This is a genomic window from Bordetella sp. N, from assembly GCF_001433395.1.
Lineage (GTDB): Bacteria > Pseudomonadota > Gammaproteobacteria > Burkholderiales > Burkholderiaceae_B > Bordetella_C.
Map to the genome: position 1 here is coordinate 6,326,733 of NZ_CP013111.1, position 17,501 is coordinate 6,344,233.

The 17,501-nt window shown below is 65.3% G+C and carries 17 protein-coding genes; 7 read left to right on the forward strand and 10 right to left on the reverse strand.

Going from position 1 to position 17,501, the window contains the following annotated elements; genetic code table 11:
• Nucleotides 1-144: 144 nt before the first annotated feature.
• The 6 genes from ASB57_RS27325 (at nt 145) to ASB57_RS27350 (ending at nt 5,406) form a co-directional block, all read left to right on the forward strand.
• Nucleotides 145-876 (forward strand): FadR/GntR family transcriptional regulator, encoded by a 732-nt coding sequence (locus tag ASB57_RS27325; protein WP_057655018.1) that lies wholly within the window; start codon nt 145-147, stop codon nt 874-876.
• 152 nt (nt 877-1,028) lie between these two features.
• A complete protein-coding gene (locus ASB57_RS27330; protein ID WP_057655019.1) occupies nt 1,029-1,655 on the forward strand; it encodes a TetR family transcriptional regulator in 627 nt (208 codons plus the stop codon).
• A 205-nt stretch (nt 1,656-1,860) separates the two neighbouring features.
• Nucleotides 1,861-2,391: a GNAT family N-acetyltransferase gene (locus tag ASB57_RS27335; protein ID WP_057655020.1), complete on the forward strand. Its 531-nt coding sequence runs from the start codon at nt 1,861-1,863 to the stop codon at nt 2,389-2,391.
• Between the two features lie 278 nt (nt 2,392-2,669).
• Nucleotides 2,670-3,311 carry a dihydrofolate reductase family protein gene (locus tag ASB57_RS27340; RefSeq protein ID WP_057655021.1) on the forward strand — a complete coding sequence of 214 codons (642 nt, stop codon included), beginning with the start codon at nt 2,670-2,672 and terminating at the stop codon, nt 3,309-3,311.
• Between the two features lie 166 nt (nt 3,312-3,477).
• Nucleotides 3,478-4,329: an amidohydrolase gene (locus tag ASB57_RS27345; RefSeq protein ID WP_057655022.1), complete on the forward strand. Its 852-nt coding sequence runs from the start codon at nt 3,478-3,480 to the stop codon at nt 4,327-4,329.
• Between the two features lie 105 nt (nt 4,330-4,434).
• Nucleotides 4,435-5,406 (forward strand): tripartite tricarboxylate transporter substrate binding protein, encoded by a 972-nt coding sequence (locus ASB57_RS27350; protein WP_057655023.1) that lies wholly within the window; start codon nt 4,435-4,437, stop codon nt 5,404-5,406.
• Between the two features lie 77 nt (nt 5,407-5,483).
• Here ASB57_RS27350 and ASB57_RS27355 read toward each other — a convergent pair whose 3' ends face one another.
• The 4 genes from ASB57_RS27355 to ASB57_RS27370 form a co-directional block, all read right to left on the reverse strand.
• A complete protein-coding gene (locus tag ASB57_RS27355) occupies nt 5,484-6,437 on the reverse strand; it encodes a tripartite tricarboxylate transporter substrate binding protein (RefSeq protein ID WP_057655024.1) in 954 nt (317 codons plus the stop codon).
• A 162-nt stretch (nt 6,438-6,599) separates the two neighbouring features.
• Nucleotides 6,600-7,451: an MBL fold metallo-hydrolase gene (locus tag ASB57_RS27360; RefSeq protein WP_057655025.1), complete on the reverse strand. Its 852-nt coding sequence runs from the start codon at nt 7,449-7,451 to the stop codon at nt 6,600-6,602.
• Nucleotides 7,451-8,431, reverse strand: coding sequence for a hypothetical protein (locus ASB57_RS27365; RefSeq protein WP_057655026.1), 981 nt, complete (start codon nt 8,429-8,431; stop codon nt 7,451-7,453). The genes ASB57_RS27360 and ASB57_RS27365 overlap by 1 nt, the downstream gene beginning before the upstream one ends.
• Before the next feature lie 186 nt (nt 8,432-8,617).
• Nucleotides 8,618-9,547 (reverse strand): LysR family transcriptional regulator, encoded by a 930-nt coding sequence (locus tag ASB57_RS27370; protein WP_057655027.1) that lies wholly within the window; start codon nt 9,545-9,547, stop codon nt 8,618-8,620.
• Nucleotides 9,548-9,618: 71 nt separating this feature from the next.
• Here ASB57_RS27370 and ASB57_RS27375 point away from each other — a divergent pair, with 71 nt between their 5' ends.
• Nucleotides 9,619-10,077, forward strand: a complete 459-nt coding sequence (locus ASB57_RS27375; RefSeq protein ID WP_057655028.1) for a heme-binding protein — start codon at nt 9,619-9,621, stop codon at nt 10,075-10,077.
• An 80-nt stretch (nt 10,078-10,157) separates the two neighbouring features.
• Here ASB57_RS27375 and ASB57_RS27380 read toward each other — a convergent pair whose 3' ends face one another.
• From ASB57_RS27380 to ASB57_RS27405, 6 genes are read right to left on the reverse strand one after another with little or no spacing between them, the layout of a single operon-like run.
• Nucleotides 10,158-12,335, reverse strand: coding sequence for an acetate--CoA ligase family protein (locus ASB57_RS27380; protein WP_057655029.1), 2,178 nt, complete (start codon nt 12,333-12,335; stop codon nt 10,158-10,160).
• Nucleotides 12,332-13,459 (reverse strand): acyl-CoA dehydrogenase, encoded by a 1,128-nt coding sequence (locus ASB57_RS27385; protein ID WP_057655030.1) that lies wholly within the window; start codon nt 13,457-13,459, stop codon nt 12,332-12,334. Before ASB57_RS27385 ends, ASB57_RS27380 begins: the two co-directional genes overlap by 4 nt.
• 3 nt (nt 13,460-13,462) lie before the next feature.
• Nucleotides 13,463-14,671, reverse strand: a complete 1,209-nt coding sequence (locus ASB57_RS27390; RefSeq protein ID WP_082621872.1) for an acyl-CoA dehydrogenase family protein — start codon at nt 14,669-14,671, stop codon at nt 13,463-13,465.
• Between the two features lies 1 nt (nt 14,672).
• Complete coding sequence (locus tag ASB57_RS27395; protein ID WP_057655031.1) at nt 14,673-15,449, reverse strand: enoyl-CoA hydratase/isomerase family protein; 777 nt, start codon at nt 15,447-15,449, stop codon at nt 14,673-14,675.
• Nucleotides 15,450-15,462: 13 nt separating this feature from the next.
• The gene (locus ASB57_RS27400; RefSeq protein ID WP_057655032.1) at nt 15,463-16,428 is read right to left on the reverse strand and encodes a tripartite tricarboxylate transporter substrate binding protein; all 966 of its coding nucleotides are present in this window, start codon (nt 16,426-16,428) and stop codon (nt 15,463-15,465) included.
• A gap of 12 nt (nt 16,429-16,440) precedes the next feature.
• Entirely contained in the window at nt 16,441-17,418 is a 978-nt protein-coding gene (locus tag ASB57_RS27405) for a tripartite tricarboxylate transporter substrate binding protein (protein ID WP_057655033.1), read from the reverse strand.
• Between the last annotated feature and the right edge of the window lie 83 nt (nt 17,419-17,501).

The following is a 17,501-nucleotide window of genomic DNA, read 5'->3' on the forward strand; positions in this document are numbered from 1 at the left end:
TCCTGCATTCGTGGTTTGAAAGTAACGGCGGCGGCTGTTCGACCCTCGCCTGTCGCCGTGGCTATAGGCATGCTCGGGGCGGGGCGGTACCATGTCAATTAATTGCCCAACTAGTATTACTACTTCGGATCGAGCGAGGTCACCATGGCCATCTCCCCGTTGAGCGATTTCGCCTACAAGCAGGTAGTCACCATCGTCGAGGGCATGACCCCCGACCAAAGGCTGCCCAGCGAGGACGAGTTGTCCCGCCAGCTAGGCGTGTCGCGACCGGTTCTACGTCAAGCCTTGGCGCGTTTGCGTACGGAAGGCTGGGTCTATGCCCGGCGCGGCGCAGGCAATTTCGTCGGCAAGCCTCCCGACTTGCAGAGCGCCACCTTCGGCCCTCTGCACAGCATTCCCGACATGCGCAGCTTTCTTGAGTTCCGCTGCCTGCTTGAAGCGGAGAGCGCGGCCTGCGCGGCGCGCTGCGGGGATCCCGACCTGCAGGACGAGATAACGCGGCGCCGGCGCCTGCTGGAAACCGCGCTGGCCCAAGGCGAACCGGGTATAGAGGAAGATATTGCCTTCCACGCCGCCATCGCCGAAGCCAGCGGCAATCGATTCTTCAGCATGACCATGACCGCGCTGGCGGAGCAGACCCGGGTGTCCATCAAGCTGATCCGCGAGCTGTCGGCCCAGCCCATGGTGCGGCGCGGCGTGGACGTCCGCAATGAACATCGCGCCATCGACGATGCGATACGCGCGGGTGATCCAGACGCTGCGCGGGAGGCGATGTTGAAGCATTTGCGCGGCGGCCTGGCGCGCTTGTTCGGTAGCGATGCGCTGACCGGGGAGGCCAGGCACCATCCATCCCGGGCGGCGGTGTCCCATCATTGAAGGCTGAGTTGCAGGCTGAGCAAAGGCAAACCACCGGGTCCGCATCGCCTGGGCAGCTGTGCTGCTTATAATGCGAGCAATTAATCACATTCAGGCGTAGCGGTCGGGCCTTCGGCATTCTTGCGGCCTGCGCCTATTCGGACCTTCCAGTCATGACCACTCGCACCGGCCCCAGGATTTCCTCGCGTAAGCAGCCCAAGCAGGCCCGCTCCACTGAACTTGTCGCGGCGATCCTGCAGGCGGCGGAGCAGGTTCTGGCGGAGGAGGGGGCGACGCGCTTCACCACCGCGCGGGTGGCCGAGAAAGCCGGTGTCAGCATCGGTTCGCTATACCAGTACTTTCCCAACAAGGCGGCGATTCTCTTTCGTTTGCAGAGTGACGAGTGGCAGCAGACCCAGGACATGTTGCGGTCCATCCTGGAGGACACGCGCCATCCGCCGCCCGCGCGCCTGCGCAATCTGGTCCATGCGTTTTTCAAGTCCGAGTGCGAGGAAGCCGCCATGCGCACCGCCTTGAACGATGCCGCTCCGCTGTATCGCGACGCGCCCGAGACACGCGAAGTCAAGGCCAACGGCCAACGCACCATCCAGGCCTTCATCGATGAAGCCGCCCCGAACGCCCCCACCGCGCAACGCGCGCTGGCCGGCGACGTCATCAACGCCACGCTGGGCGCGGTCGGCAAACAGTTCTCCGAGACCCCCCGCAAGCCGGCCGAGATCACCACCTACGCCGACGCCGTCGCGGATATGCTATGCGCGTATCTCGCCGCGCTGCACTAAGCGAACACGGGGGAAAGCAGGTGAAAAGTACGATATTTCGTACATTTTCGAGTTTCAGACGGAAAAAGTCAGGAATACCGTACATTTTTCGAGTTGGATGAGTGATATGAGAATCAAGACGTTGGAGATCTGTGCGCCGCAAGGTGGCTTGGGTGGGCGTTGCCGTCCAGCAGGGCCGGCGTCGAACTTCTGAGCGGTCCCCATCATGCCTATCGGACCAGATTCCATCGTCATTCGCCAATTGACCGCCGAGGATGCGCCTGCGTTCCAGGCGCTCCGGCTCGCGGCGTTGGAAGCGTGTCCGACCGCTTTTGGGGCCAGCGTGGAGGACGAGCGTGCGCTGGCGATCAGCGCCGTCGCGCGGCGCATCGCACCCGCGGATCATGGCAATGCCGGCGGGGTGGGCGCATTCGATGGGGCGGAACTGGCCGGGATGGCCTGCGTCTTCCGCGCTGCCGGGCGCAAGGAAGCGCATAAGGCCCATCTGGTGTCAGTCTATGTGGCGCCGCCGTGGCGCGGACTAGGCGTTTCCACGCAACTGGTCACGGCGGCCATTTCAATGGCCCAAGCGATGACTGGCGTGCGGCGCATCAATCTCACCGTCAACGTGGCAAACAAGCCCGCGCTGGCCTTGTACCGCCGCCTCGGTTTCGTCATCTACGGGGAAGAGCCGGAAGGGCTGTGCGTGAATGGCGAGTACCAGAATGAATATTTGATGAGCCTGGCGCTGGCTTGACGCGGTGGACCACCTGGCTGCCACCACCATTGTCAAAATGCGGTGGGTGCGGCATTTGTCGAAGAGATGCGAGCACAAGCATGCCATTGATCCAGGTGCTAAAAAACTGGTCAGCCTGATCCAAGTTGGCGGGAATACGACAGTGCGGATTCTGCATTCGGGTTTTCACGGGGTCGAATCGTTGTCGTTTTGCGGTCGCATCGCCCGTCGAGTGGATGAGAGCCCGACTATCGTCCGGTTCCTGAAACCGAATCATTTCAGCATCGATGGAGACGTGAATGACTAAGGTGAGAGTTGCGGGGTTTGGTGTCTCGCTTGATGGCTTTGCTGCGGGAACCGCTCAAAGTCTAGATCACCCGCTTGGTGTTCGCGGTGAGGAAATCTTCCAATGGTTTTTTCCGACGAGGACATTCCGTCAGATGCTAGGCAAAGAAGGTGGTGATACTGGCCCTGATGACAAATTCGCCCACCGAGCAATGGAAGGTTTCGGGGCCTTTATTCTCGGTCGCAACATGTTCGGCCCTATTCGTGGAAATTGGCCGGACGATCAATGGAAAGGCTGGTGGGGTGACAATCCACCGTATCACGCGCCAACCTTCATACTCACGCATCATGCACGACCATCGATTGAGATGCTAGGCGGAACGACATTCCATTTCATTACTGGCGGCATCGAGGATGCGCTGGAAAAGGCACGTAAAGCGGCGGGCGGAAAAGACGTCAAGATTGGTGGCGGTGTCGAAACCGTGAAGCAATACATTCAGGCTGGCTACGTGGATGAGATCCATCTCGCCATTGCTCCGGTTGCGCTTGGTCAGGGGGAATCACTTTTTGGGGGGCTGGATCTCCGTGCTTTGGGATACCGGACAGTCGAGCATGTACCGACGAACCGAGCCACTCACATTGTCTTGGCGAAGTAGAGTTGGCGATCAGAGGGATTCAGAACACAACTGCCATCGTCAGCTTCATTAGAAAAACTGCACTAGCGATAAACAAAAACTCAATATTCTTCGTTGGGTGGAATCGCTAAGATGGCTCCCATTACATAGGAAGAACCGGCCGCGGGCGGTGGGTTCGAGAAAATAGATGGAAGAGACAACGCTCAACACGACCTCGCGTGTACGGCAGGCCCTGCCCGCCGGCGCCTGCGATTCCCACTTGCACCTCTACGACCCGGCGATCATCGCCGCGCCAGCCGCGCCCAATCCATTGGCCGACTGCACGGCCAGCCGCTATCGCGCGCTACGCGACGCACTGGGCCTGCAACGCGCGGTCATCGTCACGCCGGCGCCGCACGTTGTGGATAACCGCGTCACGCTGGCCGCCATCCAGACCCTGGGCGCGCGCGACACGCGCGGCGTGGGCGTGGTCTTCCCCGACGTCACCGACGCCGAACTGCGCCACCTGCACGACGGCGGCATCCGCGGCATCCGCTTTACCGTGGCCATCCCCCGCACGGCCGTCACCCGCATCGACATGCTCCCGTCCCTGGCGCCACGCATCCACGAACTGGGCTGGCACGTCCAGCTGCACATGACGCCCGAGCAGATCGTCGAAAGCCAGGCCATTATCGAACAACTGCCTTGCGGCATCGTGTTCGATCACATGGCGCGCCTGGCCAACGGTCCCCTGAATGAACGCGCCTGGGCCATCGTCCAGGACCGGCTGCAGGCCGGCAAGACCTGGGTGAAGCTGTCCGGCGAATACCTGGCCGCGAACGCCGCCACCGCGCACGACGTCGCCAGGAAACTGGCCGCCGCCGCGCCCGAACGCATGGTCTGGGGCACGGACTGGCCCCATCCGACCGAAATGCCCAACCCGCCCGAAACGGCCGGCACGCTGGACACGCTGGCAGCTTGGATCCCCGACGCCGCCCTGCGCCAGCGCATCCTGGTCGATAACCCCGCACAGCTTTACGGTTTCAACGAAGGTCTTTAAACAAAGGCCTGAAGACAGCGCCAACAACAGCAAACAACCGGCAACCATAGCCGGGTCAGGCCGGGTCAAACAAACCCGGGCCACAACAATCATCCGGAGACAACAATGCAAGGCTTCCAACGTATCCGCAGGGGACTGCTCCTTTCCGCCGCGCTCGCGGCCGCCCCGCTGGCCGCCCACGCGGCCTGGCCCGACCAGCCGATCCGCCTGATCGTGCCTTACGCCGCGGGCGGCGGCGCTGACAACGTCGCGCGCGTCATCGCCGGCCCGCTGGGTGAAAAGCTGGGCCAGAGCATCATCATTGAAAACCGCCCAGGCGCGGGCGCCACCATCGCGGAAGGCGTCGTCGCCCGCTCCGCGCCCGACGGCTACACGGTGCTGTACGACACCTTCACCTATGCGGTGAACGCATCGCTGCGCAAGCTCAACTTCAATCCGTCCAAGGACCTGACGCCGGTCGCGCTCACGGCCACGGCGCCGCTGATCCTGGTGGTGAACCCCAAGGTGCCGGCCAACAACCTGGCCGAATTCGTGACCCTGGCCAAGGATCCCAATAACAAGGTGACCTACGCGTCCTACGGCATCGGCAGCGCCGCGCACCTGGCCGCGGAGCTGCTCGCCCGCGAGGCCAAGCTGAGCATGCTGCACATCCCCTACAAGGGCGGCGCGCCGGCCCTGGTGGACCTGGTCGGCGGGCAGGTGAACGCGTATTTCGCCAATGCGTCCTCCGGCTTGCCGTATGTACGCAACGGCACCTTGCGTGCCCTGGCCGTGTCGTCGACCAAGCGCCTGAACACTTTGCCTGACGTCCCCACCGTGGCGGAAAGCGGCTATCCCGGTTTCGATGTGCTGGAATGGCATGGCGTCTTCGTCCCTACCGGCACGCCGCCGGAGGTGGCCAGGAAACTGGCCGACGCCATCCAGGCGGTCATCAGCTCGCCGGACGTGAAGCAACGCCTGAACGGCCTGGGCATCGACCCCAGCACCATTCCTCCGTCCGGCGCGAAGGCCTACATCGACGACCAGGTGACGCGCTGGTCCACGCTGATCAAGGACCGCAATATCTCCCTGGAATAATCAGCGCACGCGGACTGCTTGCGCAGTAAAAAAGGCCGGTGCAATCGCGCCGGCCTTTTGCATGGCGGCGAAAAAATTCAATCCACCTTGGCCCCGGACTCCTTGACGGCCTTGGACCACTTGGCCGAGTCTTCCGTCAGCACGGCCAGGAAGTCCTTGCTGCTGCCCCCGATCACATCGCCGCCGTCGCTCTGGATGGTCTTCACCACATCCGGCGCCTGCAAGGCTTCGTTGGCCGCCTTGTTCAAGGCGTCGACTATCGCCTGCGGTGTCTTGGCAGGAACGAAGAAGCCGTACCACGTGCCGGCATTGAAGCCCGGATAGCCCGCCTCCGCGATGGTCGGCACGTTGGGCAATGACGTGCTGCGCTTGTCGGCCGACACCGCCACCGCACGCAGTTGCCCGGCCTTGATCTGCCCGAACGAGGTGGGGATGGACGACATCATCAGGTCATCCCGACCCGCGATGGTATCGGTGATAGCCGAGTTGGCGCCCTTGTAGGGAATGTGCGAAAGCTCGATGTTGGCCGCCTGCTGGAACAGCACGCTGGTCAAGTGGGAAACCGTGCCGCTGCCCGGCGTCGCCAGGTTCAGGCTCTTGCCCTGCGCGTTGGCCTTGCGCGCGGCCGCCACGATGTCGGCCAGCGTCTGGAAGGGCGATTGAGTGGGCACCACCACCACATTGGGCGCGTTGGACAGCCGGATCACCGGCACGAAGCTCTTGAACGTGTCGTACGCCACATTCGAATAGAGATACGGGTTGATCACCATCTGCGAGGTCTGCCCCAGCAGTATCGTATAGCCGTCCGGCGCCGCGTTGGCCACGCGCACCGCGCCGATGATGCCGTTCGCCCCTGGCACGTTCTCGACCACGAACGAGGTCTTCAGCAACTGTCCCATCTTCATGCTGACCACGCGGGCCATCAGGTCCATGCCGCCGCCCGCGCTGGTGGGGACGATCACGGTGATGGGCGCGCTTGGGTAATCGCCCGCACGCGCGGCGCCGGACCATGAGGCCAGCGCGATGGGCATCAACGCACTTAAAAGCACTGAAGGAAGAACGGCAATCCGCCGGCCCCCTTGGACCCGGCGCTGCTTGCGCCCGTGCTTCCTCCCTGTCGCGAGAGTGTTCATGATTTGTCTCCGTCCGTTTGAATTGTTTTGCGGTACCGGGTGATCAGCGCGGCCAGGATCCTAGCTGGGCACTGCCTGCGCGGCCGCCGCCAATTTGGCCGCCGCTGCCGCGGCCAGGCCGTTCTCCGTACCGGACTCCGGCACGGAACTGCCGTATAACAACCCCTCCTTGATCTTGGGCACGGTGCTGCGCGGATCCAGGATGGGCAGGCCATGCGTGGGGGCGATGACCTTCACGTCCAGCGTGTCGAGCAGCCATTGCAGCCGGTCGACGTAGATATTCATGTCGGTGAACTTGGTCCAGAACAAGGCGCGGTCGGCAAACACGGCCGAGACCTCGGGGATATCCAGTGAGATGGCCTCTTCGGCGAAGTGGCCGCAGTGGCCGTCCTCGTGATAGTGGCTGTAGGCGAAACCATCGCCGGGAAACAGCACGCGCGCTTTGTGATCGAAGCCCCACCAGGTGGTGCGCAGATCGCGGATCACGGGTTCCACCAACTCGAACACGCGGCCACCCAGGTCGACTTTGTCGCCGCCCCGCATGTCGCGCAGGCGCTGCGCATATTGGGGAAAGGCCAGATGGTAATCGCAGATGTCGCCACAGACGACGGCCTCGGGGTAGCGATGCAGCACGCGTCCCAAGCCCCCTGAATGCGGTGTTTCCTGATGCGTCACGAACAGGTGTTTGAGCGGCGCCTTCCCTGCCAGCAGGCTTTCCATCTGCGCATTGATCAACGGGAAATCCTTGGGATGCCCGGTTTCGATCAGCATGGATGCGGTGTCGCCTATGACCAGAAACGCCGCGTTGTAGGTGTGATAGATCTTGCCGTTGGCCTGCTGCTCCAGGCAATCGCCCAGCCAGAACACGCCCGGCGCCAGTTCGCGCGGCATCTGCTTCTTGCCTACTGTCATCACCTCACCTCATCCCGGTCTACGTATTTGGGTTGAACCATGCGCTTGTCCAGGCCACGCAGCACATCGTCCAGCATCTGGTATTGGCGCCGCACCAGGTCCTTGCCGCGCAGGATGCGGCCATAGCCCGGGGCGATGGTCTCGATGTCGTACTTGTCGAAGACGTCGCCCAGCTTGCGCCGCAGTGCATCGGTGCTGCCGCCTTCCAGCCACCAGTAGCGGGTATTCAGAAGAAAGCTGCGGATATGCGCGGCGCTGGTGTCGTTGTCGGCGGCGGTGGTCGTCCACGGGCCATCTTGGTCCTGCGACCACTCATGCGAGAACGTGTCCGATGTGAACAGCGTGCGCGTGGCGGCGTCGAACATCCAGCGCGTGCTTATCAGGCGTATGGGCGCCTGGAAGGCCTGCAGCGGGCGATTTTCTCCCCGGCCGACGTACAGCGTGGCAGCCCGGCCGACCAGGGTGGTCTTCAAGGCGTAGGTGTCCGCCGCGGACGCAGCCGCCGGCGCCGCATCCGATCTTCCACCGAAATCCACCCACTTGGCGGCATCGGCATTGCCCGAGTAGCACTGCTCGACATCGAAGGCAGCGGCGATGGCTTCGACATTGCACACCGACATGTATTCGTTGATGCGCATGGGGAAGATCGACAGCGCGTCAGTGGGCTCCAGCAAGGACCCGATTTGCCGGAGCAGAGACCGCTGATGCGCGGTGTAGCCGCTGTCCAGCAGCAAGGCACGATCGTCGTGCTTGAGCAGATAGCAGTTGGATGGCGCGTAGCCGCGCGCGGTGGCGGGATAGGCGCTGACCCGTCCCGCCAACTCCATGACATTGTGCAAGGCGTAGAGCTTTTGGGGGGCCAGGACCGTGATCTGGCTGGCGTGGGCGTCCCCCGCCGAGCCCGCGCCGAGAGCGGCATCGGTCCCGTCTTCGACTTCGGCGTATTGACTGGCGGGGCGTCTGGATAGTTGTGTCTGCATTCCGATACTCGCATTGCTGCCGGACAGCGGGGCTGAGGGTCGGAATGATTATGGGAGCGCGTGTCGTCCACCGCCATCGCTGGGGACATATGTGGACATGGGGTATCGAGGATGGACGCCGCCACCCGGCGACGTTAGTGTGAGCGGACCGTGGCCACCCGTTCCAGCCCGTCCACCTCTATGCGTTCAGGCACCCACCCGCAAGTGCGCCGCAACATCGCGCAAGGCACCGCGCAGCCATTGATGGGCGGGGTCCTTGTGCATGCGGTCGTGCCAGTACATGGCGATATCCACGTCGGGCATGGGCACGGGCGGCGGCAGTACCTGCAGGCCGGCCGTGGCCTCGAAATGGCGCGCCAGGTACTCCGGCACGGTCGCCAGCATGTCCGACGCGGCGACGACCGCGGCCGAGGACAGAATGGACGGCTGCCACGCGCCGATGCGCCGGTTGCGGCCAGCGGCGGCCAGCGCTTCGTCCACCGTGGTTTCCAGCGTCGCGCTACCGTCGCGGCCGCGCGAGTAGTACACGTGGGGCCAGCGGATGTACTGCTCCAGATCCACGCTGCCGCGTATTTCCGGGTGGTCGCGCGCGGCGATCACCGCCAGTTTCTGGCGCAGCAGCAGGGACACGTGCAGGCCCTCGGGCACCGGGCGCATGAAACTGATCAACAGGTCCGCATAACCTTCTTCCAGCTCGTGGCTGGCCCGCGCAAGTTCCGGCACGTGCGTACGCAGGCGGATGCCGGGGGCAACCGCGCGCAGGCGGGCGATCAAGGCGGGGATCAGCACGAAACCCACCGACTCGGTGGCGGCGACGTCGAAGCGCTTGTCGGCGTGGGCCGCGTCGAATTCGTCCTGGCGCACCAGCGCGTGGTCGATCAGCGCGACACCTTGGCGCACGCTCTCCGCCAGTTCCAGGGCGCGCGCGGTTGGCACCATGCCTTTTTCGGTGCGCACCAGCAGGGGGTCGTTGAACAAGGTGCGCAGCCGCGCGAGCATGGTGCTCATCGCCGGCTGCGTCATGCCCATGCGCAAGGCCGCGCGGGTCACGTGCGCCTCGCTGACCAGGGCCGTCAGACAGCGCAGCAGGAAGATATCGAGATGCTTGGGTTCCAAACGGGGAAACCGGGGGGACCGGAGCTGAAAATTTCTTTGCCCGATCATGCCTTACTCAACCGGAAAGCTCAATGATGGAAACCGTGACCACAGTCGCCCTGGAAAGCATCACCCTGCAGGCCGCGCTTGAAATTGCGCAACGCACCATCGCGTATGCCCGCAGCCGCAACATGACCCCCATCGCCGTGTCCGTCCTGGACGTGCGGGGTGCCCTCAAGGCCTATCTGGCGGAGGACGGCACCGGCTTGCTGCGCGCCGACATCTCGCGGGCCAAGGCCTGGGGGTGTCTGGGCATGGGCTTCGGCAGCCGCAAGCTGGCCGACCGCACGCCGAACAATCCCCACTTCACCACGGCCTTGCAGGCCATGAGCGACGGCAAGGCCGTGCCCGCCCCCGGCGGCATCCTGATCCGCAACGCGGCGGGGGAGGTGGTCGGCGCGGTAGGTGTCAGCGGCGAGACCTCGGACAACGACGAGCTGTGCGCCATGCAGGGCGTGGAAGCGGCAGGCCTGCGCGGGGATCCCGTGTGAGCGGGGTCGCGTGGATGAGGCCTGCGTAGGACTGACCGCGTAGTTCGAGCAGCCAGGCCGGGCTCCCTAGGCCGGCCTGCCTACGCCTCTTTCAACGTGATCAACGCATCCAGGCACACCGCCCCATCCGGATGAAGGACGAAGGGGTTCACATCGACGCCGGCGAGCACGTCGCGCCAGTCGTCGGCGAAGCGGGACAGCGCGACCAGGGCCTTGCGGAGCGCGGCCAGGTCCATGGGCGCCTGACCGCGCCATCCCTGCAACAGCCGCGCTGACCGTACCGAGTTGATCAGCGCGTCGGCGGCCTGGTCCGTCAACGGCGCGCTGGCGAACGCGACGTCCTGGAACAGTTCGACCGCAACGCCGCCCAGGCCGAACATCACCATGGGGCCGAATAGCGGGTCCATGTGGATGCCCAGGATGGTCTCCGTGCCGGGCAGACTCATGGGCGAGACCAGGACACCGGCGATGGTATCCGCCGGCGCATGCGCCAGGCCGCGTTCACGCAGCAGGTGGTAAGCCTGCCGCACGGCGCCTTCGTCGCGCAGGTTCAGCAGCACGCCGCCGATTTCGGTCTTGTGCGGGATGTCGACCGATACGATCTTGGCGACCACGGGATAGCCCGCCGCCTGCGCCGCGCGCACGGCGGCATCCGGATCGGTACACAGGGTCTCCCGCAACAGGGGCAGGCCATAGTCCTGCAGGATCTGCTTGGCCTGCCATTCATTCAAGCGGGCGCCGGGAACCAGCAGGGATTCGCCAAGGCCCTTGTCCTGCGTCCGTGTCTCATGCGCGGAACCCGCGGCGCCTTCCCCCGGATCCTGCCGCGCCGCATCCCGCGCATTCAGTGCATTCAGCGCGTGCCCCTGCAACCCAGCCCGCCGCGCCTCGATGCCGCAAGCCCCGCCAACCGCCGCCATGGCGCGCCCCGGATCCGCGAAGATCACCATGTGCCGCGCCTCGATGGCCTCACGCATGCGTTCGCTATGCGGACCCACCAGCACGATCAACCTGTCAGGATGCTGCTCACGCAGCTTGGCCAATTCATCCAGCATGGGCGGAAAGCGCCGCTCGTCGCACGGTATCTGCGCCATGTAGACGAACACGGTCGCCCAGTCGGTGTCGCGCAGCAGTATGCCCACCAGATCGGTCAGGCCGTTCTTGATCACGCCAATCTGCGCGGTGGTGTCCAAGGGATTCGTGCCGATGGCGAAGGGCACGCGCTCATGGATGTGGGTCTGCACGGCGGCGGGCAGGGCGGGCATGTCGACACCCAGGCGCTCGGCATCGTCCGCCATCAGCACGCCGATGCCACCGGACACGGTGAGCACGCCGGCGCGGGCATTCGCGGGGCGCGGCAGATGCGTGCACAGATAAGCGATGTCCAGCATCTGCTCGATGGAGGTCGCCCGCCACGCGCCACACTCACGCGCTACCGCATCGAACACGCGGTCGTTGCCGGCGATGGCGCCCGTGTGCGTGGCCGCGGCCTGCTGGCCGCGCGCGGACGCGCCTACTTTCATCAGGATCACCGGTTTGCCAGCCGCCGCGGCTTTCAACAGCGCGCGACGCAGCACATCGCCGTCGCGGCAGCCTTCGATGGCCGCGCAGATGACGCGCGTCTGCGGGTCGGAGGCCAGGAAGTCTATGCACTGCGCGACGTCGACGTCCACTTCGTTGCCGGTGGCGACGATGCGCGCGATGCCCAAACCGCGCTGGATGGCCTGGGCATAGGCGCAGGATCCGAAGGCGCCGCTCTGGGTGGCGAAGCTGACACCGCCCGGTTGCGGCGCCAAGGCTTCCAGCGCGGTCGAGAACGTGGCATAGAAGCGGTTGGCCACGCTGACGATGCCCAGGCAGTTGGGCCCGGTCAGGCGTACACCATGCGCGGCGGCCAGTCGCGCCAGATCGTCCTGGCGCTGGCGGCCCGTGTCGTCTTCCTCGGCGAAGCCGGAGCTGAGCACCTGCACGTGGCGGATGCCCTTGGCGATGCAGGCCTGCAAGGCCTGTTGCGCCCCGGCCGCTGGAACGATGATCAGCGCCTGGTCGACCGGTCCCGGCACGTCGGCCAGGCTGGCATAGGCACGCAGGCCCTGGACAGTGTCCGCTTTCGGGTTGATCGGGTAGATGTGGCCGGCGTAGCCTGCGTCGCGCAGGTAGCGGATGGGCCGGCCGCCCAGTTTCTCGGGGTCGGACGACGCGCCGATGATGGCGACGGACTGGGGATCGAAGAAGGGTTGCAGCGGATGCCCGGTCATTTGGCTGTCCTTGTGCGCAAGCGGTTCAAACTGTGGCGGTGCGACAAGGTGTCGCCAAAACGCATGGCGTTGGCCAGCAGGCGGGTCGCCAGTCTTGCGGCGGGCATCTCCCGGGTCATGCCCATGCCGCCGTGCAGCTGGATCACCGTCTCGGCGTAAGTTACGGCTTCCTCGCTGGTATGCAGGCCCAGCAGGTCGACTGCCGCATCATCGGCCGCGGTGGATGTCCCCGTCGCCGGGCCCATCCCGTTCAAGGTGACCTGTAGCAGGCCCCGTGCGGTCTCGTAGGTGACATACAGTCTGGCGACGTCGTGCCGCAAGGCCTGGAACTGGGCCAGGGGCTGGCCGAACTGCTCGCGTTCCAGCAGATAAGTGATGGTGCGCGCCAGCACGCTGCCCATGGCGCATACCGTGTCCGTGGCCGTCGCGGCGACCGCCACTCGCCAGCCCGCGGCGATGGCCAGGCGCGCATCGGTGCCGCTGGCCACGATGTCGTCGTCCCCCAGCAGCAGATCGCGGGCTTTGCAGACGCTGACACGGGCTTCGTCCATGGTTTCGAAGAACACAGCGTGTTCACGCAGGCGTTCGGCGGGGACGCAAGCCAGCACGGGCTCGCCGCCGCCACTGGCACCGGCACCTGCACCGGCGCCCGCGCAGACCAGCAAGACGTGCGTGCAATCCGCCGTCAAGGTCATTTCCGTCGTGCTGCCCGTGATGCGCCGCTCGCGGCCCGCGCCACGCAATGCCATGGGCGCGACGTGATCGCTGGCGGACAAGGGCCCGCCCAGCTCCACGACCATGGACCCATCCGCGCAGCCAGCCAACAATCTCTCCGCGCGGGGCTGTCCGGCCAGCGCGGCCAGCATGGCCGGCACCGCGCCGCAGCGGGTGATGACCGGCAGGCCCACCGCATGGGGCGCCAATGCCTCGACGATGGACGCCAGGTCGCCGAACTCACCGCCCACGCCGCCCTGGGCTTCGGGTATCAGCACGGCGTTCCAGCCCATCTCCGTCAGCACAGCCGCGTCGGCGCTTTCCGGATACCGCGCGGCCAGATCCTGGGCCAGCCTTGCCGCGCTGTCGGCCAGCAAACCGGGAAAGGATGTCTTGGGTTCAAAGGGCATGCTTCAGACTCCGAATAATGACCGTGCCACGACGTTCAGTTGCACTTCCGTGGTGCCGCCGGCGATGGACTTGGACCGCGCATACAGATAGTTCTGCACCGCCTGGCCCTCGGGCGTCGACGCGGACTCCGCGAGGAAGCGCCGGCTGCCGCCGGGGCCGACGGCCTGCAGCGTGATGCGGCTCAGCGCCTGGGCGATGCCGCTGCAGGCCAGCTTCAACGCCGATGGGCGCGCGTCCAGCGGCTCCTTGCGCATCACGGCGTCGGTGGCCGACGCCAGCATCTCGCGCGCCCCCTTGATGCGTGCCGCCTGTGTCAGCAGATCCGCTTCCAGCGTGCCGTAATCGCGCAAGGGCTCGCGCCCGCGGCAGTCTTCAAGCAGGCGGGCCACCTGACGCCACTGCCGCATCAAGGTGGCAACGCTGGCGGCGGGCAGGCGCTCGCGCTCCAGCAGATACTTGGCGCAGGCCCAGCCTTTGCCTTCCTCGCCCAGCAGCCGCGCCGCCGGCACGCGCACGTTGTCCAGGAACACTTCGTTGACGTGATGCCAGCCGTCGATGGTGCGGATGGGGCGCACGCTGATGCCCGGGCTATCCATGTCGATCAGGAACAGGGAAATGCCGTCCTGCTTGCGCTCGCCGCGCGCCGTGCGCGCCAGCAGGTAGATGCGCGTGGCCTCATGCGCATGCGACGTCCAGATCTTCTGGCCGTTGATGACGTAATCGTCGCCGTCCCGTACCGCGGGTGTTTGCAGCGACGCCAGGTCGGAGCCGGCGCCGGGCTCGGAATAGCCCTGGCACCACCAGTCGGTGGTGTCGAGGATGCGCGGCAGGAAATGCGCTTTCTGTTCCGGCGTACCGAAGTGCATGAGCACCGGACCGATGTGGCCCAGACCGTGGTGATACAGCGGCGGGCAGTCGTTGTCCGCCATTACCTCTTCGAAGATGGTGCGCTGGCGCAGATTCCAGCCGGTGCCGCCATGCTCCAACGGCCAGCTGGGCGCGGACCAGCCGCGCCCGTGCAGAATCTGCTGCCAGCGCGCATAGGTCTTGCGCGTGATCTTGCCGCCGGCGGCAACCAGCGCGCGGATGTCCGCCGGGCATTCGGCGCGCGCGAAGGCCTGCAGTTCGGCGCGGAACGCGGCATCCTGCTCGGACTCTCGATGCCCGCTGGAAGGCAGCGCCAGGAAATCGGGATTCAGCGTGTCCTGCATATCAGCGACCCTTGTAGACCGGCGCGCGTTTTTCCAGGAAAGCCTGCTGCGCTTCGCGGGCATCCTCGGTGCCGGACAAGGCCACGGTGATGTTCTGCTCGTAGCGATAGCCTTCGCGCGGCGGCATGGACGACGTGACCTGCGCGGCTTCCTTGGCGTAGCGCAAGGCGATCGGCGCCTTGCTGGCGATTTCCTGGGCCAGCGCCATCACGTAAGGCATCAGTTCCTCCGGCGGCAGGCTGGCTTCGATCAGGCCCAGGCGGTACAGCTCGTCGGCGCTGACCTTCATGCCTGTGAAGAACATGCGGCGCGCACGCGATTTGCCGAAGACCCGTTGCAGCAGCGCCGTGCCGCCGGCCAGGCCGACATTGATTTCGGGCATCGCCACGTAGGCGTCGTTCGATGCCACCCAGATGTCGCAGGACGTCATCAGGCCGAAGCCCGCGCCCAGGGCCGCGCCGTTCACGGCCGCGATGACGGGCTTGTTGCACTCCTGGATCGACAGCGACGACTCACGCACCAAACGGTTGTGCTTCCAATACGCGCCCGGGCCGCGCTGCTTGATGGCGGGCCGCTCGGACACGTCGGCGCCGGCGGAGAAGACCCTGGCCTTGCTGGCCAGCACGACGCAGCGCACGTCGTCATCGTCGTTGAAGCTGTCGAACACCTCGACGATCTCGGCGCGCATCTGCGCGTTCTGCGCATTCACGGGTGGGCGGTTGAGGTAGACGATGGCGACATGGCCGTCGCGCTGAACTTCCAGGCATTCATAGGTCATCTTGCGCTCCTGTTTATTGCGGCGTGAAATCCGCGCCGCTTTGCACCAATTGCTTCAGCCTCCGGCTTTCCTGATCGAGAAAGTCGGCGAATTGTTGAGGCGTGCCGTCCTGCACCAGCAGGGCCGTCGTATCGATGGCGGCGCGGGTTCTTGCGTCGGCGAGGGCGTGGCGCAGGTCGGCATTCAACTGGTTGACGATGGTGTCCGGCGTGCCCTTGGGCACGAAGAAGCCGAACCAGCTGCCGAACACCAGGTCCTCGCCCAGGCTGCGAAACGTGGGCACGCCAGGCGCGCCCGGATGGGGCTCGGCGCTGGCGATGGCAATCGCGCGCAGACGTCCGGCCTTGACGCTGCTCATGGACGACGGCCCGTCAAAAATGCCGTCGACCTGGCCCGCCAGGACGTCATTCATCGCGGGCGCGGTGCCACGATAGGGCACATGCGTGATCTGCACGCCGGCGGAATGGGCCCAGAGTTCCGCCGCGATATGCGGGCTGGACGCCACGCCGGAAGAGGCCAGGCGCAGGTTGCCGGGCGATTTGCGCGCCTTGGCCAGCACGTCGTCCAGCGTGTGGAGATCCGACTTCGCGGACACGACCAGCATATTGGCGCTGTTGCCCAACAGCATGACCGGTCGCAACGCGTCGGGCGCATAGCTCATGTCCTTGCGCACGATGGGATTGGACGTGTACGCATAGCTGGTCAACAGGATGGTGTTGCCGTCGGGCTCGGCGCGGGCAACGGTCTGGGTGCCGATCATCGTTCCGCCGCCGCCTTCGTTCTTGACGATGACGGGGACATTCCACGTGCGGCCCAGGTATTCGGCGATGGACCGTCCATAGAGGTCGGTGACGCCGCCCGGCGCGTAGGGGACGATGATGGTGACGGGCTGGTTGGGGTACTTGGCCGCCGCAGGCGTGGCGGCCTGCAGCGCGATCGTGGCGAATATCGCCGCCATCGCGAACATGCGCTTCCTCATGCCTCTCCTCCTTTATTCCGGCTTGATGCCCGCGCTTTCGATCAGCGCTTTCCACTTCGCCTGCTCGGATACGATCACCTGCTGCATCGCCGCCGGCGTGCCACCTTCCAGGGTGGTGCCCTTCTCGAAGTTGTCGCGCACGCGCGGGTCATCGATCACCTGGTTCAAGGTGACATTGAGCTTGTCGATGATGGCGCGCGGCGTTCCCGCGGGGACGGCGATGTAATTGATCGGGACGGCCTCGAAGCCCGGCAGGGTCTCGGCGATGGCCGGCAGGTCCGGGAAGGCGGGATCGCGCTGGAGTGTGGACACGCCCAGCGCGCGCACGTCGCCCGACTGGATCAAGGGCAGATAGACGCTAAGCGTGTCTATGGTCATGGGGACCTGGCCGCTCATCAGGTCCGTGCGGGCCGGCCCCGTGCCACGATACGGCACATGGAAGATATCGACGCCGGCTTTCTGCTTGAACAGTTCGCCGGCCAGATGACTGGTGGACCCGACGCCGGAACTGGCGAAGCCCAGTTTGCCGGGATGGGCGCGAGCGTAGGCGATCAGCTCCTGCACGTTCTTGACCGGCAGGCTCTTGGTGACCACCAGCACATTGGCCCCCATGCTCAGCTTGCCCACCGGAACCAGGCTTTTGAACGGATCGTAGGCAAGGTTCTTGAACAGATACGGCGCGGTCATCTGCTGGCCCGGCGTCGCATACAGCAGGGTGTAGCCATCGTGCGCGGCCTGGGACACATAGGTGGCGCCCAAGGTGCCGCCCGCGCCGGGCTTGTTCTCGACCACGATGGGCTGGCCCAGCGCCTTGGACCACGGCTCGGCGATGCGGCGGGCGTTGGCGTCGGCGCCGCCACCGGGCGCGAAGGGGACGATCAGACGTATGGGCTGGTTCGGGTAGGGGGAAGCCGCCAGGCACGAAGACGCCAAGGCAAGCAAGCCGCCACAAAAGCCGATGACCAGCGAAACTCGCGTTCCGCTATGCATCTTGTCTCCACCATATATGGCCTTGCGCGGCGATAAGACTCCGGCAGGCCTTGTTTTCCGGCGGCGGTCCGAGTAGATTCACA